The 20,021-nt window shown below is 54.5% G+C and carries 18 protein-coding genes; 10 read left to right on the forward strand and 8 right to left on the reverse strand.

Features of this window, described 5'->3' with window-relative positions:
• The first annotated feature begins 50 nt into the window (after positions 1-50).
• From NTU47_05565 to rpsT, 7 genes are all read left to right on the forward strand, one after another.
• Entirely contained in the window at positions 51-689 is a 639-nt protein-coding gene (locus NTU47_05565; GenBank protein MCX6133268.1) for a class II aldolase/adducin family protein, read from the forward strand.
• Between the two features lie 24 nt (positions 690-713).
• Complete coding sequence (locus NTU47_05570) at positions 714-1,847, forward strand: D-alanine--D-alanine ligase (protein MCX6133269.1); 1,134 nt, start codon at positions 714-716, stop codon at positions 1,845-1,847.
• A 42-nt stretch (positions 1,848-1,889) separates the two neighbouring features.
• Positions 1,890-2,231, forward strand: coding sequence for a septum formation initiator family protein (locus tag NTU47_05575; GenBank protein ID MCX6133270.1), 342 nt, complete (start codon positions 1,890-1,892; stop codon positions 2,229-2,231).
• A 187-nt stretch (positions 2,232-2,418) separates the two neighbouring features.
• Positions 2,419-3,747: a replication-associated recombination protein A gene (locus NTU47_05580; GenBank protein MCX6133271.1), complete on the forward strand. Its 1,329-nt coding sequence runs from the start codon at positions 2,419-2,421 to the stop codon at positions 3,745-3,747.
• Positions 3,744-4,076 carry a hypothetical protein gene (locus NTU47_05585; protein ID MCX6133272.1) on the forward strand — a complete coding sequence of 111 codons (333 nt, stop codon included), beginning with the start codon at positions 3,744-3,746 and terminating at the stop codon, positions 4,074-4,076. The genes NTU47_05580 and NTU47_05585 overlap by 4 nt, the downstream gene beginning before the upstream one ends.
• A 138-nt stretch (positions 4,077-4,214) precedes the next feature.
• Positions 4,215-4,778 (forward strand): CoA pyrophosphatase, encoded by a 564-nt coding sequence (locus NTU47_05590; GenBank protein ID MCX6133273.1) that lies wholly within the window; start codon positions 4,215-4,217, stop codon positions 4,776-4,778.
• Positions 4,779-4,894: 116 nt separating this feature from the next.
• Positions 4,895-5,149 (forward strand): 30S ribosomal protein S20, encoded by a 255-nt coding sequence (gene rpsT / locus NTU47_05595; GenBank protein MCX6133274.1) that lies wholly within the window; start codon positions 4,895-4,897, stop codon positions 5,147-5,149.
• Positions 5,150-5,257: 108 nt separating this feature from the next.
• On the opposite strand, the gene NTU47_05600 is transcribed toward rpsT, so the two are convergent.
• Genes NTU47_05600 through miaB form a run of 6 tightly spaced genes read right to left on the reverse strand, consistent with a single transcriptional unit; the run spans position 5,258 to position 12,055 of the window.
• A complete protein-coding gene (locus NTU47_05600) occupies positions 5,258-6,739 on the reverse strand; it encodes a hypothetical protein (GenBank protein MCX6133275.1) in 1,482 nt (493 codons plus the stop codon).
• The gene (locus NTU47_05605; protein ID MCX6133276.1) at positions 6,739-8,268 is read right to left on the reverse strand and encodes a glycosyltransferase family 2 protein; all 1,530 of its coding nucleotides are present in this window, start codon (positions 8,266-8,268) and stop codon (positions 6,739-6,741) included. Before NTU47_05605 ends, NTU47_05600 begins: the two co-directional genes overlap by 1 nt.
• A 7-nt stretch (positions 8,269-8,275) precedes the next feature.
• The gene (locus NTU47_05610) at positions 8,276-8,779 is read right to left on the reverse strand and encodes an LptE family protein (GenBank protein MCX6133277.1); all 504 of its coding nucleotides are present in this window, start codon (positions 8,777-8,779) and stop codon (positions 8,276-8,278) included.
• A 22-nt stretch (positions 8,780-8,801) separates the two neighbouring features.
• Complete coding sequence (locus NTU47_05615; protein MCX6133278.1) at positions 8,802-9,923, reverse strand: sigma-54 dependent transcriptional regulator; 1,122 nt, start codon at positions 9,921-9,923, stop codon at positions 8,802-8,804.
• A 39-nt stretch (positions 9,924-9,962) separates the two neighbouring features.
• Positions 9,963-10,688 (reverse strand): SPOR domain-containing protein, encoded by a 726-nt coding sequence (locus NTU47_05620; protein MCX6133279.1) that lies wholly within the window; start codon positions 10,686-10,688, stop codon positions 9,963-9,965.
• A 14-nt stretch (positions 10,689-10,702) separates the two neighbouring features.
• Positions 10,703-12,055 (reverse strand): tRNA (N6-isopentenyl adenosine(37)-C2)-methylthiotransferase MiaB, encoded by a 1,353-nt coding sequence (gene miaB / locus NTU47_05625; GenBank protein MCX6133280.1) that lies wholly within the window; start codon positions 12,053-12,055, stop codon positions 10,703-10,705.
• A 318-nt stretch (positions 12,056-12,373) separates the two neighbouring features.
• Between miaB and pta the strand changes: the two genes are divergently transcribed.
• The 3 genes from pta to NTU47_05640 all read left to right on the forward strand — a co-directional run bounded on the left by pta (position 12,374) and on the right by NTU47_05640 (position 16,759).
• Positions 12,374-13,354 carry a phosphate acetyltransferase gene (gene pta / locus NTU47_05630; protein ID MCX6133281.1) on the forward strand — a complete coding sequence of 327 codons (981 nt, stop codon included), beginning with the start codon at positions 12,374-12,376 and terminating at the stop codon, positions 13,352-13,354.
• Positions 13,355-13,566: 212 nt separating this feature from the next.
• Complete coding sequence (locus tag NTU47_05635; protein ID MCX6133282.1) at positions 13,567-16,026, forward strand: ATP-binding protein; 2,460 nt, start codon at positions 13,567-13,569, stop codon at positions 16,024-16,026.
• Positions 16,027-16,048: 22 nt separating this feature from the next.
• Positions 16,049-16,759: a hypothetical protein gene (locus NTU47_05640; GenBank protein MCX6133283.1), complete on the forward strand. Its 711-nt coding sequence runs from the start codon at positions 16,049-16,051 to the stop codon at positions 16,757-16,759.
• 232 nt (positions 16,760-16,991) lie between these two features.
• Here the strand turns inward: NTU47_05640 and NTU47_05645 are convergent, their stop codons facing one another.
• Positions 16,992-18,818, reverse strand: coding sequence for a polysaccharide deacetylase family protein (locus tag NTU47_05645; GenBank protein MCX6133284.1), 1,827 nt, complete (start codon positions 18,816-18,818; stop codon positions 16,992-16,994).
• Between the two features lie 255 nt (positions 18,819-19,073).
• On the reverse strand, positions 19,074-19,826 hold the full coding sequence (locus tag NTU47_05650) for a YIP1 family protein (GenBank protein ID MCX6133285.1): 753 nt from the start codon (positions 19,824-19,826) through the stop codon (positions 19,074-19,076).
• Between the last annotated feature and the right edge of the window lie 195 nt (positions 19,827-20,021).

Raw genomic sequence — 20,021 nt, forward strand, 5'->3', positions numbered from 1 at the left:
ACTTTTGACTATTATTGCATTGCACTGATCATCTCATTCGAGAACCTGCAATGACACAACCTGAAATTGCCCAACAACTTGTCGCCGTCTGCAAGGCGCTCTATCACCGCGGATTCGTGACAGCGAATGACGGCAATGTGAGCGTTCGGTTGCCGAGCGGCAACATCCTCACTACTCCGACGTCGTTGAACAAGGGGCGCGTAACCGAACACGATCTCGTTGAAGTGACTCTCAATGGAGCGGCGGTTACTCCCGGGACTTCTCCCTCGAGCGAACTCGGCATGCATCTCTTTATCTATCAGCAACGCGTCGATGTCAATGCCGTCGTTCATGCCCATCCCACGTATGCAACGGGATTCGCGACCGCACGCATCCCGCTCGATCAGCCCCTGTATCCCGAAGTGATCTTCGGGCTCGGGACTATCCCGCTGGCGGATTTTGCGACCCCCTCAACCAAAGAGGTTGCCGATTCAATTGCTCCGTTTGTCCATTCTGCAAACGCGATTCTGCTTATGAACCATGGTGTCGTTGCGTTCGGCAAGAACCTCGATGACGCCTATTTCAAAATGGAAAAGGTGGAACACGCAGCTCACATCACATTCGTGGCACGGATGCTGGGCGGAGAAAAGAGTCTGACGGTTGAACAAGTCGGCAAACTGAACGCCACGTTTGGCAAAGTGCGACCATAACAAACAGGAAACCTTCCCATCACCATGATGCCCAAGAAAATCCGTGTCGGTGTCATCTTCGGCGGACGTTCAGCCGAACACGAGGTCTCGATTGTCTCCGCTGCTTCTGTCATCGGCGCTCTCGACAAGAACAAATACGAGGTGCTTCCCATCGGCATCACCGCCGAAGGACGCTGGCTCAGTTCTGCACAGGCGCTGGAATTGCTGAAGCAGCGTGCTGACATTGAGCATCTGCCGGAGCACATTCTTGTTCCTGATCCCCGCAAGCAGGGATTGGTTGAACTCAAAGACTCCTCAGCCCAGTTGACCCCGCAGTGTATCGATGTGCTCTTCCCGGTCCTCCACGGAACCTTCGGTGAAGACGGAACCATCCAAGGTCTCTTTGAACTCGCCGATGTCCCGTACGTCGGCTCCGGTGTGCTCGGCTCGGCTGTCGGGATGGACAAGGTGGTGCAGAAGCAGCTCCTGCGCCAGATGAAAATCCCCGTGACTCCCGACGAATGGTTCCTCATGCATGAATTCGAAAAGAACGCACGGAAGATCATCGGAGCGATCGAGAAGAAACTCCGGTATCCCTGCTTTGTGAAGCCGGCAAACCTCGGCTCAAGCGTCGGTATCAGTAAGGCGCACAACAGGAGGGAATTGGTCGAAGCGATCCGGCTGGCAGGGGAGTACGATCTGAAAATTCTCGTTGAGAGGTCGGTCGAGAACGCCCGTGAAATCGAGTGCAGCGTCCTGGGCAACGATCAACCAATTGCCTCAGTTCCAGGAGAGATCGTGCCGTCGAACGAGTTCTACGACTACGATGCAAAATACGTTGACGGTAAATCGACGGCAGTGATCCCGGCGCCCTTGCCGAAAGCGGTCATCAGGAAGATCCAGAAATATTCGCTCGAAAGTTTCCGTGCCCTGGATTGCGCAGGAATGGCGCGCGTGGATTTCCTTGTCGCCAAGAAGACCAACGCGGTGTTCCTGAACGAGTTGAACACGATACCGGGTTTTACATCGATCAGCATGTATCCGAAGTTGTGGCAAGCCTCGGGGCTATCGTATGCCGAACTCCTTGATCGGCTCGTCCAGCTCGCGATCGAGCGGCATGCCTCAAGGGCCAGGCTGAAGACGAAGTATCAACCAAAGTCGGAATGGTTCAAGTCGTAGGCCCGTTTGCTAAACGCTCAAATTAAGAGTACCTTCAGAACAATGGACGGCGATTTCCTCAGACGAGTGCAGCAGCCCCGCTGGCTCAAGGGCATCACGAAAAAAGTCTTCAAGACGAGGCGCCGTGCCCTGCTCGTGGTCGTCGGGACCCTGCTTGTTTCCTATGTTCTCTTCAATAATCGCGGAATTGTTGCCCGTATTCGGCTCGAACATCAACGCCAGGTCATGATCGAAAAAGTCAGGGCCGCCGATGAAGAGACAAAACGCCTCCAGTCGTACCTCAAGGCCCTCGACGGCGACAGGAAGACAATCGAGAAGGTCGCTCGTGAGAGGTACGGCATGGCACGCGATGGGGAGACGGTCTATAAGGTGAAGAAACAGTAGGCAGTTAAGCGCAGGGAGTAGACAGAAAGCTGATTGCTGACAGCTGGTGCTGAATGCTCGGAAGTTGATCCATCGTAACCAACACGGCTTTGAAACTCGTGTTGGTTTTTTCATTTCGAGGAGTAGATTCCTGAAACCTCTCTTGTTCCATATGGCGGAGGCGGGAATCGAAACAGAAAGAGTCCCTATGTCAGATCTTTTCATTTCCGACGAAGTTCACGGTCCTTCGCAGCGATCATACGCTCCGCTTGCCGAACGAGTGCGGCCACATGTGCTCCCGGATTTCATCGGTCAGGCGCACCTCCTTGGCGAAGGAAAACCGATTCGCATGATGATCGAGCAGGGGGAGCTGGTTTCGATGATCTTGTGGGGACCGCCCGGAGTAGGAAAGACGACACTTGCACGGCTTCTGGCAAATCAGATCAAGGCCGATTTTCATCAACTGAACGCGGTTTCATCCGGAGTAAAAGAAGTCCGGGAAGTCATCGCGAAAGGAGAGGTCAATCTCCGCAAGCTCCGGAGAAGAACAATTCTCTTCATCGACGAAATCCATCGGTTCAACAAGGCGCAGCAGGACGCGTTGCTGCACAGCGTGGAGGAAGGGAGCATCGTTCTCATCGGGGCAACGACGGAGAATCCCTCCTTCGAAGTCATCTCGCCGCTTCTTTCCCGTTCACGCGTCTATGTGCTTGAGGCTCTTGACAAAGACGGACTCGGAGCCATTCTGGATCGCGCGCTCTCAACTGACCTGATTCTTTCGAAACGACGTATCACGGTCGAAGATCGGGATTTTCTCATGCTCCTTTCAGGAGGAGATGCCCGGAAACTCCTCAACGGGCTTGAGACAGCACTGCATTTGACGAAGCCCGACAAGGACGGCGGTGCGACGATCACCAAGGCAAGAATTGAAGAAGCCTTCCAGCGGAAGTACACCCTGTACGACAAAAAGGGAGATCAGCATTACGACACCATTTCGGCGTTCATCAAGAGCTTGCGCGGAAGTGATCCCGACGCTGCGGTGTACTGGATGGCCCGGATGCTCGACGGCGGAGAGGATCCGCTCTTTATCGCCCGGAGGATGGTAATCCTCGCTTCGGAGGATGTTGGAAACGCCGACCCGATGGCGCTGACCATGGCAACGTCCTGCTTCGCCGCAGTGAACTACGTGGGGATGCCCGAATCGCGCATCATCCTGTCGCAAACGGCGACGTATCTCGCGTCGGCGCCGAAAAGCAATGCATCCTATATGGCCATCAGTCAGGCGATGGAAGATGTGCGGAATCTCCCGAATCTTCCCGTCCCGATTCATATTCGAAATGCCCCCACGCAATTGATGAAAGACCTCGAGTACGGAAAGGATTACAAGTACAGCCATCAATTCGAGGATCATTTTATCGAACAGCAGTATCTTCCGGACAATCTCAAAGACAAAATCTACTACAAGCCGACGGAGATTGGACAGGAGAAAGGAATCCGCGAGCGGTTGAACGCGCTTTGGAAGAAGAGACCGCGGTGAGTCCCGGCCGTCACGAGATGCAGGTTGTGGCCTTGCAGGCAGCCGCCCTGCTCAGGGAGTTGCTCGGACACGCCGGGAGCCAGAATAACCTGAAGCCCGATGATCTTCTTCTCTTTCTGTATCGGCTTCGCGATGGATATAATGTCGTACGCTCGACGCGTGGACGCCCCACAGGAACGTCGTTTGGATCCTTGCCGGACATTCTCTACCAGCTCGAATCCCGTCCTGATGCCGCGTTACAATCGGAAGAATGGAGGTCGCGTATCGAGTCGCTCCTGCGCGAACTTGCAGAAGGGAAACTAACGCTTGAACAAAAAGGTCGATGCTAAGAACCCATCTCAAGAGCACTCCGACAAGAAGAGAATTTCATGCAAGATCGCAGAGTCACTCTACGCGATCTCCACAATACATCCTCAGCCAATGTTGTCATTCCCACATAGTCCTAGTCAACTTGAATTGAAGGGAAGATGAAGATCACCGTCGAACAGATGAAGAGGTTTCTGGACGGATTTCAGCGACGTGAGTTGGGAAAGCCGGACTTAAAAAAAGCGGCCGTGTTGATGCTGTTCTATCCCAAGGATGATAGTCTGCACGTGCTGCTCACGAAGAGGACTGAGGACGTCGAACATCACAAGGGACAAATATCGTTTCCGGGCGGTTCCTGTGACGATGAAGATGACCATGCGGTTGCCACAGCGTTGAGGGAAAGCGAAGAGGAGATCGGGCTTCCGCTGAATGCCGTTGAGGTCATGGGGGTGTTTGATGACTACGAGACTCCGTCAGGATTCGTCATTACGCCTGTCGTCGCCTGCGCTGCGTTTCTCCCGCCGTTGAAGCGCAACGCAACTGAAGTCGCCGAGATACTGGAGGTGCCCGTCTCGCTGTTTCTTGACTCAGGGAACGAGAGGGTGGAGAAAATCAGCCGCTTGGGCAGGATCATCGATGTCTATTTCTACCGTTTTGGCGATCACGAGATTTGGGGAGCGACAGCCGCAATTCTGCGTGCATTTCTGCGCCGCATCCCTGCCTGAATCGGTGTTCCGGATAAGCGAGGCACTGTTTCTGGCGAAAATTCCTTTGTAAATCCGCGGAATCTTCGCTATATTTCATCAGGAAACAATCAGAGCTGTTACACTCAGGAGAACAGATGGCACAACACAAATCAGCTGAAAAACGAGCACGTCAGAACGTGAAACGGAACATGCGCAACAAAGCCGCCCTCTCACGCGTGAAGACCCTGATCAAGAACGTCCGGTCAGCCAAAGAAAAAGACAAAGGTACGGCAGCGCTCAAAGTGGCAGTGAAGGCGCTGGATAAGCTCGGCTCAAAGGGCGTTATCCACAAGAACAAAGCTTCCAACCTGAAATCGAGCCTCACGAAGTCCGTGAGTAAATTGAAGTAAGAAACCTCCAAGCCCGTATCCCCTGATTTCAATCGGGGCGAGAAAAAGCAAAAACCCCGACCATCGGCCGGGGTTTTCTGTTTTCACAAATCTCATCACTCTCTTCCGCTACTTCTTCTTCATCTCCTCAATCTCTGCAATTCGCTGTTCGAACTTCTCTTTCTCGGCGGGTTTGTTGGCAGCGAGGGCGCGGTACGCTTTGATAGCGTCGTCGAACCAGCCCTGCTTCACGTAGATTTCCGCAAGCGTCGGAGTGACAAAGCCTGATCCGCCCCCGGTATCAGCGTCACCGGCCGAGCGGGGCGCTTTTTCCGAGAAGTTTATCACCGGCGGCGTGATGCGCTGTGAGGTCTTGAGTTTTTCCGCGAGGTCTCCGATGTCGTCCGCGGGCATCACAGGAGGTTCCAATGGTCCGGTCTGACCCAGGTACTCCTCCAGCGATATCGTGTCTTCGGTGCCAAACAATTCCATCCTCATGCGCGACGTAAAATCCTCGTACGGCTCGCCTTCGACTGCTGTGGAAGATTCCTCAGTCCCGAAGATCGCAAATGGATTTTCTTCCTCTGTTGGCGCAGGTGCCGGAGTCTCTGCAGCCTCGGCCGCAGGTTGCTGCAGCTGGCTGAATGCCTCGAACCAGTCAGGAGTCTGATCCGTGCTGGTCTCGGAGGAATCCGACGGCAAGACCTCTGGAGTTACCGGGGCAGCTTCCATCACGGGAGCTTCAAATGGAGAAGGCTCCTGTAACTGCTCCGTCTCGGGTTCAGGCTCAATTCGGGGTTGAGGCTCTTCGAGAGGCTGAGACTCAACGGGAGTTTCCTCAACCGCGGCAGCAGGAGGTTCGGCTGCCGGCGCACCAAAATCAAAATCCGCATACTCTTGCTGCGGCTCGGGCTGCATGTCAAGTCCCAGCTTGTCGGCTGCGCTCGGTTCTTCAGCTTGAGGCTCGACGACCGGCTGTTCTCCGAATCCGAACGAATCATCAACGGGCTGCGCAGGCTCGGCCGGCGCGAATGCTCCCTGCTCTTCTGTGACTACTTCCGCAAGTGGTGATTCTTCCGCCTGGGCTTGCGGTTCTTCAAGTGCGACAGGTTCCTGCAGCGCCGCTTCTTCAAATGGTGCCGCCTGTTGTTCTTCGGCCGGAGCGGGCACCGCCTCTTCAACGGTTTGCGGTTGAGCTTTCTGGATGAACGATTCCTCGCGGTCGATCTCTTCCACGGGTGCTTGCAGAGGTTCTGCCTCTACAACCTCTTGAGCAGCCGCGGTTGCATCTTGATCCTGCGGCGTACCGGCATCGACAATTGCGGCCAGATGGAGGACGGAGGCATTTGTCGGCAGGAGCTCACGAACGACTTCATACGCATGGCGCGCTTCGGCTGACATACCAAGCTGTGTGAGTACCTTGGCTTTCACCAGGTGGGCGGTCGTGTAGAACGGAAAAAGAGCGAGGCCGTCATCACAGAGCCGCAGAGCGTCATTGCCGCGTCCGGCCTGGAGATAACAATCAGCCAGTCGTGCAAACAGGGGAGACTGTGGGTTGTGGGCGAGCCGCTGTTCGAGCGACGTGATTCGTTCCTGCGACGGGTCGGTCATTACAGAGACGGTTGTTGTTGTCTGAGTTTACGCGCCACAAAAGCGTGCTTAAGTGACAGTGCCGATACGAATGAGAATCCCAGGAAGTACAACAACTGGAACGGCAACGCAGCGATTTCCAGGTAGTAAATTGAAGAAATTACGCCGAAGAAGCAATAGAGTGCCAGGGCGATCTCCACGAACACAACCCAATTGAGTTTCACGGGCACATACTTCTTCTGAAGCCAGGAGTCCTTCTTCCCTTCGATCTTGTATTTCGGGGTTCGCACGAACTCGCTTCGCTTCTTGAACAATCCCTCGAACACCGCCCGGGAATTGTTCACCGCAAATCCCATGCTTCCTGCCATGAACAGGGGGAACAGCAGCAGTCTGCGCCGCCAATCGGAGTAGACGGCTTTCTGGGAGAACATGTAGAAGAGAAACGAACCAATGAAGGCCAGCACAAAGACCGACATCATGGCAAAATACAAATCGTGCCCCCCTTGCTGCTTGATGAACATCAGAGGAACGTTGAGAATGCCCGCGAGAAGGATGAACGGGAAGGCGAGATTGTTCGTCAGATGGAACGTACAATGAATCTTCACGCGGAGCGGAATGTTCGACCTCCAGACATCCGGGAGGATCTTTCGCGCGGTCTCGATCGCCCCTTTCGTCCACCGGAACTGCTGGGACTTCAGCGCATTCACTTCCGCGGGAAGCTCCGCCGGCGACGTGACGTCGTTCAGGTATTTAAACTTCCAGCCCCTGAGCTGTGCGCGGTAACTCAGATCGAGGTCCTCCGTCAGCGTGTCTGAATGCCAGTTCCCGGCATCGATGATGGCGGATTTGCGCCATATGCCCCCGGTGCCGTTGAAGTTGATGAAGAACCCGACTTTGTTGCGGACGCCCTGCTCCATCACGAAATGGGCGTCGAGTGCCATTGCCTGTGTGCGCGTCAGGAGGGAATAGTCGCTGTTGAGATGTTCCCACCGCGTCTGGACCAGAGCGAGTTTCTCGTCCTGGAAGAAATAGGGAAGCGTCTGCGCCAGGAAAGTAGTATTCGGAACGAAATCGGCGTCAAAAATGGCGATGAATTCTCCGCGGGCGGTCTCAAGGCCGTCCTTCAACGCTCCTGCCTTGTATCCCTTCCGGTTGGTCCGATACACGTGCTTGATGTCGTATCCCAGGCTCTGGAAATGCTTCACAGTCTTTGCCACCACCTCGACTGTCTCATCGGTCGAATCATCCAGCACCTGAACCTCGAGTTTGTCTTTCGGGTACTCGATGCTGCAGACGGCTTCGATCAGACGATCGACAACGTAGAATTCATTGAAGACCGGCAGCTGGATCGTGACTACCGGCAGGTGCTCCATCGGTGGAAGGACTGGTTCCTTCCCGCGGGTCTTGAGATAGTGATAGACCATCACAAACCCGTGGGCTCCAAACGTGAACAGGATCAGGAGCGAAAAGAAGTAAAGGTACAGGACCAGATCCGTGAAGAAGGGACTGTTCAGGATTTCCTGCCGAAAGAACATCGATGCAATAACCATAGCACTATCACCATCCTGCGACTGTTTCGTTGAGAATATCTTCTGTGATTTTTCGTATTGCTTCCGAAATACCGTCGTTACGCTGCGTCAGGCCGCCACCGGAAAGGTAGTCGCCCCATTGAGTAAAGTCTTTCTCCCAAACTTTCTTACGGAGCTTGAGATCGCGAAAGATCACGTGTGCCGTGACAGCGATCCTTCGCTTCGACACCTGTTCGCCTCCCTCGACAACGACCGGAGCATCTTTCACGCTGGTGATGACCCCTTCGAGGATCGAGTCGGCGTTGGACCTGTCTGAAGGTTGAAGCGTAGCGTCGTTGACGAACCGCTGCATCAGCTGACGGGAGAATTGATCCCGAAGCGTTGCGTCCCCGAAGCCGCTCTGGTCTTCCACGATAGGGATCGCGATGGTCTGCAGGTGTGGTGGAACAGATGCCCCCGTGAACGAATACGGGCAGCCCGCGCATCCCGACACCGTTGCCGCGAGAAGGATCGACAGTATTGCACGGTGCATGACCGATTCGGGCGCGCTCACCTTACTCCTGGAGTCCAAACTCTTTGATTTTTCGATAGAGAGTGCGTTCACTGATGTTCAGTTCTTCTGCCGCAAGCCGCCGGTTTCCATTGTGTCGATCGAGAGAACTCATGATCATCTTGCGTTCCATCGCGTCCAGCGACAGTGCACCGTTGCCCCCCGAGTGACCCGTTTTCGTTGGGGCGGGCGCATCGGACGGGGTTACGCCGTTCAGGATGACATCGCGCAACTCGAGAATCGATCCTTTGAGATCGACGAGTGCCCGGTAGATCAGCTCTCGCTCTGCTTGCTCAACGGTCTTGTTCGCTACCACGGGGAGGTTTCTGTCGACCACCTGACCCTGGTAATCCTTGAGATACTTCCGGATGCCGTCGCCGGTGAGGCGCCTGCCGTTTTCCAATATCAGCATGCTTTCTATGCTGTTCTTCAATTCGCGGACGTTCCCCGGCCATCGATAGTTCATGATCAGCTCGGTCGCATCGTCTGTAAATCCTTCGAAGCGTATCCCATTGCGCTCCAGGGCCTCGTTCACAAAATGCTCGATGAGGAGGGGGATGTCCTCGCGCCGGTCTCGCAGCGGGGGGATGAAGATGTTTACAGAGCGAAGCCGGAAGTACAGATCCGGCCGGAATCGTTTCTGCTGCACCTCGTATTGCAGCTCCTTGTTGGTTGCTGCGATGACCCTGGCATTGGATGTCCGTGACAGGGATGAGCCGACGCGCATGAACTCGCCGCTCTCAAGCACCCGCAGGAGCTTCACCTGGGTTGCCAGCGGCGTCTCGCCGATCTCATCGAGAAAGATCGTGCCGCCGTCGGCGATTTCAAAATAACCTTTGCGGTTCTCGACAGCGCTCGTGAACGAACCCTTTTCGTGTCCGAACAACTCGCTTTCGATCAATCCTTCCGGAATCGCCCCGCAGTTGACCGTCACAAGCTGGTTCTTGGCTCTCTTGCTCGCCGTGTGCAATGCGCGGGCAATGACCTCCTTGCCGACTCCGCTCTCACCTGTGATGAGCACGGTGATGTCTGTCGGAGCCACCTGTTGCACGACATCAACGATCTCTTGAATCTCGAGAGACCGTCCGATGATTCCATGTTGCCGTTGAAACTCCAAGCGATCCATACACCGTCTTCCTCACCGTCCAACCATCTGCGCCCCGCTTCAACGCGGGACAACGATCGACTCGATATGATATTTCTTCTTGATCTCGCCGCTGAACCGCTTTGCCTCGTCCTGCGTCGCGAATTCGCCGACCCAAACCTTGTGAAACTTCTTCCCGCTGTTTACGATCGTGAAGATATGGGAAGCATATCCGTCCCGCTCAAACCGGGACTTCAGCTCTTCCGCATTCTGAAGCTCACGAAAAGTCCCGGCCTGCACTGTGAATAAGGCCGTCGACTTTTTCCCCTTGCCGGGCTGATTCACCTTCGCGGGGGTTTCCTGCGGCGGTGCGACCTTCGGCTCTTCTGCAACCTTCTGGTCGGTTGCGTAGGTCGAGTAGGGGTAGTCACGCTTCAGCAACTCCAGCTTCTGGTCCGCTGTCTTGTATAATCCAACAGAATAGTAATACTGATAGAGCTTGAAGAGGGCATCGTCGGCCCATTCGCTCTTCGGGAAGTTGTCCAGAATGCTCTGGTAGATCTTTGAGGCTTCCGCTCCATCGGTGGTCAACACCCCCTGAAGGTACAAGACCCCCGGGTGGTTCTGGAAATTGGTCATCAGCGTTGGAAGCTCGGATCTCACGACGTCCGCCTGCCCCTTCTCGATCAGCTCGAGGCGCTTCAGAATGTCGGGCTCGCCGGCTCCCTGTGTCTGGGCAGCCAAGGGAATGGTACAGGCGAGCATCAGGGCGACCACAAAAAAATGTGTGGCAGTTGTTCTCGTCACAGTCTCTTGCCTCCTTATGCGTTTGCAGCCAGTCTCGAATCATCGGACACATGCCTGGACGCTTCGAGGATCGTCCCAAAGAGCGTTGCCGAATTCGCGCGTTCGATGCGCACATTGAGATACTGTCCAACTTCGGTGCTCCCCTTAGGGAAGACAACCATCCTATTCGTATCGGTGCGTCCGCAGAAATCCCGTGGAGACTTTGTGCTTTCACCCTCCACGAGTATCTCAACAACCTGGCCTACCATCTCCTGGTTTTTCTGAAGTGAGATCTCCCGCTGCAGATCAATGATCTGGTTGAGGCGCTCAAGTTTCAATTCCTCCGAGACATCATCCCCCATGTGCCAGGATTTTGTATTCTCCCTCGGGGAATACTTGAAAGTGTACGCGCCATCATACTCCACTTCCCGAATGACCTCAAGCGTCCGCCGCTGGTCTTCATCTGTCTCTGTGGGAAACCCTGCGATGAAATCCGTTGAAAGGCTGACCCCTGGAATGCTCGCCCTGATCCTTCGCACGAGGGAGAGATAGTGCTCGCGTGTGTAGGATCGGTTCATCAGCTCAAGAATCCGATCGGATCCGGACTGAACGGGAAGATGGATGTACTTGCAGATGTTCTCATGCTCAGCGATGGTTTGAATGAGCTTGTCCGACATATCCTGCGGATGCGACGTGGTGAATCGAACCCTCATCGTGGAGTCGACCTGCGCGGTGGCTGCCATGAGGTCGGCAAAATCATTCTTCCCGTCATGGTACGAGTTCACGTTTTGTCCGAGGAGTGTCACCTCTTTGAATCCTCGCGCTGCCAGGTGTTCCACTTCGACCACAATGCTCTCAAGCGATCGGCTTCGCTCACGTCCCCGCGTAAACGGAACAACGCAAAAGGTGCAAAACTTATCACAACCACGCATGACGGAGATCCACGCGCTAATGCCGTCTGTACGGAGGGGCAGAATGTCGTCGTAGTTTTCAACCCGCGACAAACGCACGGCAATACCCCGCTCTCCTGCCAAGGCTCCTTCGATAAGTTCAGGAAGTCTTCGGTATTCGTCGGGTCCCACCACAAGATCGACGTAACTTTCAGACTCCATCAGGTCTTTCCGGAGCCGTTCAGCCATACATCCGAGCACGCCAACGAGCATACCCGGGTTTTCCTTCTTGTAGCGTTTGAAGTCCCCCAGCCGGCCAACAACACGTTGTTCGGCGTTTTCACGCACGGCGCAAGTGTTGACGAACACAACATCCGCGGTCCGGAGGTTGCTCGTCTGGCTGAATCCAGCCTTTGCGAGGATGCTCAGCACGACCTCGGTGTCTGCCAAATTCATCTGGCAGCCGTAGGTTTCTATGTAGATCTGCCTTGGATTCACGTCCTTGGGGTTTAGAATTGGGGATCAAAGATAGTGAAAGAATGACAGACAATCAAACCGCCAACATCTCATTAAATTCTTTTAATCTCAATAATATCAATGATTAGAGGGTGCCTTTCTCATTTTCAGCATTGACAAATAGTCAGTCCTCGGGTTAGCGAACTATCCGTTGATTGGCCAGTGAAGGTACACTATATTCTGGCGAATCGAACGTCGTCGGTGACCGCGATTCGGCGTTATCAGTCAAACGTTCGATTCTGATGCCGGATCGGATGTCCCGCTTCATCCCGTGTCTCCCTAGTAAAAGGAAGTTTTCCTATGAACCCATTACTGCAGCAAATAAAGACCAAAGCAAAACAGATCAAAAGGCACATCGTGCTGCCCGATGCTACAGACGAACGAGCGATCAAGGCAGCCAGAATATGCGTCGATGAAGGTTCCGCGATCATCTCGCTTGTTGGCATAGAAGAGGAGATAAAAGCAAAGGCCGCACTGTGCAACACGAAGTTGGATGGCATCCACGTGGTTGATCCCGGGAAGTCGGAGAAACTGAAACGCTATTCGGATATCTACTGCGAGTTGCGCAGGTCCAAAGGTATGACTCCTGATCAGGCGCTGGAAACAATGAAACGACCCCTCTTCTTCGGCGCGATGATGGTGAGAGAAGGAGACGCCCACGGCAGCGTGGCTGGCTCGATTTCCACGACCGGTGACGTGTTGCGCGCGGGTATCCAGGTGATCGGCGTCGCGGAAGGAATCAGCATCGTGTCAAGTTTCTTCCTCATGGCCTTTCCGGAAAAGATGTACACCTTCGCAGATTGCGCTGTCGTGCCGGATCCAACCGTCGAGCAATTGGCGGACATCGCGATAGCGTCTGCGGAGAATCACCGGAAGCTCACCGGGGAAGAACCGAAAGTCGCGATGCTTTCTTTCTCCACCAAGGGAAGTGCGGACCATGCACTCGTACAGAAGGTGCAGCAGGCCACGGAACTCGTCAGAAAAAAGAAACCAGAGCTCCAGGTGGACGGAGAACTTCAGGTCGATGCGGCAATAGTCCCGAAGGTCGGTGAGCGGAAGGCTCCGGGCAGCGCTGTTGCTGGCAAAGCCAACGTCCTCGTGTTTCCCGATCTCAACGCAGGAAACATCGCGTACAAGATCGCAGAGCGTCTCGGAGGCGCAGAAGCGATCGGACCCATAGTTCAGGGTCTCAGGAAGCCGGCATTCGATCTATCCCGCGGCTGCAGCGTCGAAGATATCGTGAGCGTTGTTGGAATCAATGCAGTGATGGGAGCGGTATAGTCCGGCTCAGGCCGGACATCGAAAACCAATGAGAGGGCAACGGTGCAGGTGGAAACGCCTGCACCCGGCTCTGTCTCGTGTAACGAAGGATGATTCTGAATTCTTGGCGACTCTCTCAGGAAAGGACATGCCCGCATTGACTTTTTTGTATGGTCGCTTCAGACCATAGCGGTCATCTGGATACTCATCTATTGTCGAACGCCCAAAGGATTATGAAAAACAAACGCCCCGCCTCCAGGCTCTTCAAAAAGGCTTCCCTGTTCAAACCTCTGCCTCTCGGGAAACTCCGCTGGCGATGTAATCCGAAGTCACTCGGAGTACGCACGAGCGCCGAGATCAAGCCCACCCGTGAAATCATAGGACAAGAGCGAGCCCTTCGGTCCCTGCGCGTCGGCCTGGCCATGAATCATTTTGGCTACAACATCTTTGTGACAGGAATATCCGGAACAGGGCGCACAACCACCATCAAACGGCTCCTGAAGACTTTCGAGGGAACGCCGGACGGCTTCCGCGACCATTGCTACGTGTACAATTTCAAGCATACCGACGCCCCGATTGCAATTTCATTGCCGGCAGGACAGGGAAAAAGCCTGAAAGATGACATGGCGAATCTGATTCGGGACCTTGCTCGGGATCTCCCTGCTCTCTATGAAAGTCAGCGCTTTCAGCAGGCCAGAAAAGACGTGGTTTCTCACTTCCAGGAGCGCCAGCGAAGCGTCCTGCTGGACTTCGAGAAAAGGGTGAAAGAAAAGGGATTTGAGCTTGTACAGGTTCAGGTCGGAAACCTGATGCGCCCCGATATCGTGCCTGTTGTGGCGGAAAAAGCGACAAATTTCGATGAAGTGGATTCCATGGTCGCGAAGGGGGAAATCTCAAGAGCCCAGTTTGAAGCAATGAGGGAGACGCAGTTCGTCCTCGAGAAGCAAATGTCCACCGTGTTTCGCGAACTGCGCAACATTGAGAAGAAAGTTCAGCAGTCTCTCGCCGAGGTCGAAGGACGGCTTGTCATGCCGCTGGTGGACGAGAGCATCGAGATTCTTAAAACGACGTATGACGATCAAAAGGTCCATCTTTATCTGGAAGAAGTCCAGAAACATATCAAGAACAACCTCGACCGGTTCCATAAAACCACCCCGGCCCCGGCAGTCGAGCAGGAGGAAAATGAGGAAGAGGATGAATTTCTCGAATACCAGGTGAATCTCCTCGTCGACAATTCCGAGACGGAGCACACCCCGGTCATCATCGAGACGAATCCGAGATATAAAAACCTCTTTGGCACGGTTGAGCGCATCATAGAGCGTGGAGGTGTCTGGAGAACCGATTTTACTCAGATCAGACCGGGTGCCCTGCACCAGGCCGATGGAGGCTATCTCGTTCTCAACGCTCTTGACGTGCTTCTCGAGACGGGTGTCTGGCAGGATTTGAAGCGCATGCTCCGCACCGGCAAGTCGGAAATCCTCGCCAACGAGCCGATGTATGGTTTTGCGCCGACGGGCATGAAGCCTGAAGCAATTCAGCTCAATCTCAAAGTGATCATGATCGGCGACGCCGAGATCTATCAGTTCCTCTACCAGCGCGACGATGATTTCAAGAAGATTTTCAAAATCCGCGCTGACTTCGATTATGAGATGAACAAGGACAAGAGCGCGGTCGGGCAGTATCTCCGGTTTGTCAAGATGGTGTGCGACGATGAAAACCTCAGGGCGTTCGACCGGGAAGCGCTCGCAGCCCTGGTGGAGTTTGGTGTGCGGCTTGCCGGAAGCCAGAAGAAACTCTCCACGCGGTTCAATATTCTGGCGGATGTTGTCCGCGAAGCCAACTATTGGGCTGGGGAGGAGCTCGCGCAAATTGTTCGCGTCGGGGACGTGCGAAAGGCCGTCGAGGAACGCGTGTACCGCGTCAAGTTGATTGAGGAAAAGCTTCAGGAGATGATCAACGATGGCGTGATCATGATCGACACCGAGGGCGCCGTGGTTGGACAAGTGAACGGCTTGTCTGTCTACGACACGGGCGAGCACGCGTTTGGAAAACCCGCGCGCATTACCGTGAAGACCTCCGTCGGACGTGCAGGAGTGATCAACATCGAGCGGGATTCGGAAATGAGCGGACCAACCCACAACAAAGGTGTAGCCATTCTGAGCGGATACCTGCGAGGCACCTTCGCACAACATCGACCGCTGATCATGAGCGCCAGTGTCACGTTTGAACAGTCATACAGCGGCGTGGACGGCGACAGCGCGTCATCGACAGAGATCTATGCGATACTCTCGAGTCTTGCGGAGGTTCCGATCCGGCAGGACATTGCTGTCACCGGTTCGGTCAATCAGAAAGGGGAGATCCAGCCGATCGGCGGTGTCAATCTCAAGATCGAAGGATTCTATGATGTTTGCAGGGACCGCGGCCTGACCGGAACGCAGGGGGTCATGATCCCGGAAACAAATATCCCCGATCTTATGCTTCGCGAAGATGTGCTGGAGGCTGTTAAGAATAGAAAATTCCAGGTGTATGCTGTGAAAACGATCGATCAGGGAATTGAAATCCTCACAGGTATGAGAGCCGGGAGTCGTCGCGAGGGTGGGGCGTTTTCCCCCGGCACGATATTTGGACTGGTAGATGACAAACTCCGTTTCTTTGCAGATCAATGGAAGAAGTTCGAAGCGGGAAAAGACTGAGGTCCGAAGAAGGAGAATGCACATGAGAACAGTCGCTTTTGGTCTTTTGCTCATCGGGTCCACTGCTCTTCTTGCGGCACAAGAGAAGGGAATCGCATCCCCGCTTGCCGGCCCGGGTCAGGTCCCGGCCGGGCAAATAGGAAAGCAGGCGGACTATCGGTCCAGAGGAAGTCAGACGCTCAGCACGATGGTGGCCTATGGCAGCTTCTCTGTGGGGGGCGAAGATCGGTTTGGACCGATGCTCGTCTTTCAATACAGCCCGCGACGGTTCTCCGGCCCTGCCGTCGATTTCTTCGGCGGCGTACTTCTTCAGACTGGAACATCCGGACCTGTCGAAGGGCAGAACTACATTCCGCTCGCATCGTACTATGCTCCGTACTATTCGCCGTATTCAGACTACAGAAATGACAACTATGACAGGATGCCGAACCTTAGCATCGGAATGGGATTTCTCGGAGCGGATGTCACGTTCTATATGCTTGAAGGGGAAGTGCGGCCGTATCTTGGATTCGGCGGGTCACTTGCTTTCTGGGCGTACTCAAGCCGCCTCGGCGGGACGGTCGCGCCTGACGCCAAAGCCGGGTTGAGTGTTCAGCTCAATAATTCACTGTCGGGTTTTGCGGAGGTGCGCCGGATGTTCGGTGTTCCAAATCTCCTGAATCTTTCGGGGCCGAAATTCGATGGTCTGACGTCTGCGGCCATCGGTATTTCCTTCGCCCCGCGCCTGCGATAAAAGATAATCTTCTGCCTGCAGAGCCTGTCAAAGTCCTGGGTCGAAATGCCATTTCGACCCAGGGGAGTTCTGTGTATCAAGTGAAGAGCACGACTTTAAAAGAATTTCCTGTCCGCCGAAAGTCCTTTCTGGATAGATTCTGACTTACGTGAATCCCCCACCCCTGCGTCACATTTTCCACGCTCAGTACATGTCTATTCCTGACTCTTCACCAATTCATTTCTTGCGAGCGTCAAGACTTGATCGCCTTGTAGCGGACGTAGAGAGGTAAGGTCTTTTTCCAAAATCCGATCTGATCAGTCCACGGAAAGACCTGTGTTCTGCGGATTTCGAGGAAGTCCTGGTAGAACGTGAGGGGGCCCGAATCGGCTGCCACCGCGTACGTATACCCCGCTTCGCCGACACAATCCTTGACAACCTCTGAGAGTTCTCCGTACGGATACGCAAATGAAAGCACGCTTGATCCAAGAATCTGTTCAAGCGTGTCCTTGGATTTGCTGATCTCGAAATGTGCCTGATCTGTGGTCACCCTCGGCAGCCGTGGATGCGTCACGGTGTGTGACCCGATCTCGATACCGCACCGGTGCAACTCTTGCATCTGCGCCGCTGACATCAACTGTCCGGCCGGCTCATCCTGATCCCAGAAGTTCGTCCGTCGTTCACGGTCTGTCACTGCGTAGACCACCGCACTGAAGCCATGCTGTTGCAGAAGGGGAAACGCGACGCGGTAGTTATCCTCGTATCCGTCGTCGAACGTGAGGATGACGGGTTTTGTTGGGAGCTTCACCTCTCCCCGGAGGAATCGGTCATAGTCATGGAACGTTATTGTTTGGAATCCCCGCCGTTTGAGCGATCCGAGCTGCGAGGCAAACTGGCCCGCCGAGACCCAAATGCCATGGGCCGACTCCGCCGCCTGTTCCAGGACCCGGTGGTACATAAGGACTGGAATGGACTTTGGTGCGTGGCTCCTCGCATACGCTCGTTCGTAGATTGCGTTGATTCTGATCCCCACATTTGGCGTGTCAAACCTCTTTTGCGCCATCCTGCTCAAAACCTCCAGGTCGTTCTCCGATGGGGGTGACTCCAGAATTCGAAGTATGTCGCCGGAGATTTTCTCCGGGTCCGGAGTGATTGGAAGCCCCGTATCCCCAAAATTGGTCACCGACGCGGATTCAAATGTCCCCGGGAGGATCGGCCCGGCGTAGTCAGACTCGCCGAATGCAATGACAGGCCTGCGCAAAACCAATGATTCCGGAACTACCCGTCCCGACCCGATGATGAGATCGGCCTGAAGCAGGTACCGGGCGATGTCCGGTTGAAAACCCGCAAGCTCGGCAACGGGGCGGCCAATCTGGTCGTTCAGGCACTGCGCCAACCGGGGCAGATCGTCCGGCGTGATCATGCCGCCGATAGCCTTGAATTGAAGTCTTCGATGAGCCAGAAGCCCCGGAAGAATCTTTGTAAGGAGGAATCGCACGACGTCCCCCTTTGGCCCTGTCAGACGCCCCACAAAAAGTAGCAACTGCTCGTTTTTCTCGGAAGCATCATTGGAGCTCGCGGAAGCCAATCGTTCCGCCTCCAATCGCGCAAGCGGGATGCAATTGGGAATCACAACAATGTCGTGCGCGTTGAAACCCAGATCCTGTATCAAATGCTCCTTCAGTGCTGCTGAGACTGCGATGATATCCCTGCCGTAAACGCTGAATGCCTTGCTCGATGCGTGAACGTGCTGCCGGCCATGCACGGTTGAGACAAGCGGCCTGCCGGTAATGCGCGTCGCAAAAAAGGAAACCCAACTCGCTGCCCGCGAATGAGCATGCACAGTGTCAATCGAATTGCCGCGGATGAGCTTGACGAGCGTCCCGATGTTTTTCAGGCGCTGTGAGTAGGAACGAATGCCAATGGGGACCGGTATGTAGGTCGCTTGCGTGGGGAGCGTAAATGTATCAGACGCGACAAGCACCGAGTGGCCGTCGGCAATTTGCGCCTCGATCAACGAGGCAGCGTACGCTTCGGCTCCGGTAACTTCAAATTGTGAGAGGACGTGAAGGATTTTCATAAAGGTATCGCCGCGAGAAGAAAGTAGGAACAAACGGGAGGAATATCAAGGAAGGAGATCGATTGAGTCTCTTTTATGCGCGAAGTTTCCCGCAAAAGCGAGAGGCGAGGATACCTTCCTCGCCTCTTAGAATCTACACCTTCCGCAGTTTCACAAAAAGCGGAACCGCTGGACCAAATCGATCGGCGGCCGCCACAGTCCTGTTATGTCTGACGAACGCTCACCGGTTCTGCTCACCCTTCGAACATGTGTTGTCTACATCCCCAAGGCGGCAAATCCGAACACGGAAATCAAAACCCAGACGATGAAGAGCCCCAGACCGACACCGATGCCGGTTCCGCTCGGCTTGCCTCCGTACTTGGCCAATCCGATGCCAACGACCACCATCTGCCAGATCGTGAAGATGTTGAGAGCTGAGAGCAGGCGATGTGTGGTATTCTTCGGGTTGAAGTTGCTCAGCACCGCAAGCGAGCCACCCGGTGAGGCATACATTGATCCGAACGCAACCGCAAGCAGGATCGTCACGATGAGGCCCAGGATTCCGATCCACTGCGACGCGCCATATAACTCGAGGTACTTGCCGTACCCTCCTTCAGCCTTGAGGCCGAATTTTCCCACCAGCCAGAAAATCAGCGCGGCGAGGAAGAACATGATGGTGATCATGATGACAGCACCGATGATTCCAAACGCGATCATCATGCCGCCCGACTTCTCCATCTGTTCAATAGCCTGGTCGGCCTGTTCCTGGTTCATTTTTCCGGCCTGGACCTGCTGCTCCATTCGCGTCCGCTGCGAATCCATAAACTGGCTCTTCATTGCCTCGTTGGTGAACATCAGGTATGTGAAGCAGCAGGAGAGAAGCATCAGGATCAGCAGTGGAACTACCCAGGTGCTTGCCCGTGTGGGCGAAGTACGTATGCCCTCGAACGTCTCGGCTGGCGAAGTAAAAACATTGACTATGATGTCGCTCAATGAGATGGTGGGCGTGGATGGTGCTTGTTCTTCCATTGTTTCCTCCGATTTGTGGGGATGTGCTCCAGTGCACTCCAAGTTAGTTTACAAAATTGTATTTTCCAATCGCAAATTGTGTGCTTGTATGCCCGCGTTGACATTCCATCGTGAAACAGATATATTGCCTCCGCCGATTGTCAGCAGCCCACAAGCACAGGCGGTACAAGTGCTTGTACCGCCAAAGTGACCCAA

The sequence above is a fragment of the Ignavibacteriales bacterium genome (assembly GCA_026390595.1).
GTDB lineage: Bacteria > Bacteroidota > Ignavibacteria > UBA10030 > UBA10030 > UBA9647.

What these genes read in the sequence shown, in the direction of transcription:
- NTU47_05615 (MCX6133278.1), bottom strand. Translation starts at nt 9,923, where the DNA reads ATGGATCGCTTGGAGTTTCAACGGCAACATGGAATCATCGGACGGTCT.
- rpsT (MCX6133274.1), top strand. Translation starts at nt 4,895, where the DNA reads ATGGCACAACACAAATCAGCTGAAAAACGAGCACGTCAGAACGTGAAA.
- NTU47_05610 (MCX6133277.1), bottom strand. Translation starts at nt 8,779, where the DNA reads ATGCACCGTGCAATACTGTCGATCCTTCTCGCGGCAACGGTGTCGGGA.
- NTU47_05580 (MCX6133271.1), top strand. Translation starts at nt 2,419, where the DNA reads ATGTCAGATCTTTTCATTTCCGACGAAGTTCACGGTCCTTCGCAGCGA.
- pta (MCX6133281.1), top strand. Translation starts at nt 12,374, where the DNA reads ATGAACCCATTACTGCAGCAAATAAAGACCAAAGCAAAACAGATCAAA.
- NTU47_05565 (MCX6133268.1), top strand. Translation starts at nt 51, where the DNA reads ATGACACAACCTGAAATTGCCCAACAACTTGTCGCCGTCTGCAAGGCG.
- NTU47_05650 (MCX6133285.1), bottom strand. Translation starts at nt 19,826, where the DNA reads ATGGAAGAACAAGCACCATCCACGCCCACCATCTCATTGAGCGACATC.
- NTU47_05605 (MCX6133276.1), bottom strand. Translation starts at nt 8,268, where the DNA reads ATGGTTATTGCATCGATGTTCTTTCGGCAGGAAATCCTGAACAGTCCC.
- NTU47_05570 (MCX6133269.1), top strand. Translation starts at nt 714, where the DNA reads ATGATGCCCAAGAAAATCCGTGTCGGTGTCATCTTCGGCGGACGTTCA.
- NTU47_05575 (MCX6133270.1), top strand. Translation starts at nt 1,890, where the DNA reads ATGGACGGCGATTTCCTCAGACGAGTGCAGCAGCCCCGCTGGCTCAAG.
- NTU47_05645 (MCX6133284.1), bottom strand. Translation starts at nt 18,818, where the DNA reads ATGAAAATCCTTCACGTCCTCTCACAATTTGAAGTTACCGGAGCCGAA.
- NTU47_05635 (MCX6133282.1), top strand. Translation starts at nt 13,567, where the DNA reads ATGAAAAACAAACGCCCCGCCTCCAGGCTCTTCAAAAAGGCTTCCCTG.
- NTU47_05600 (MCX6133275.1), bottom strand. Translation starts at nt 6,739, where the DNA reads ATGACCGACCCGTCGCAGGAACGAATCACGTCGCTCGAACAGCGGCTC.
- NTU47_05640 (MCX6133283.1), top strand. Translation starts at nt 16,049, where the DNA reads ATGAGAACAGTCGCTTTTGGTCTTTTGCTCATCGGGTCCACTGCTCTT.
- NTU47_05590 (MCX6133273.1), top strand. Translation starts at nt 4,215, where the DNA reads ATGAAGATCACCGTCGAACAGATGAAGAGGTTTCTGGACGGATTTCAG.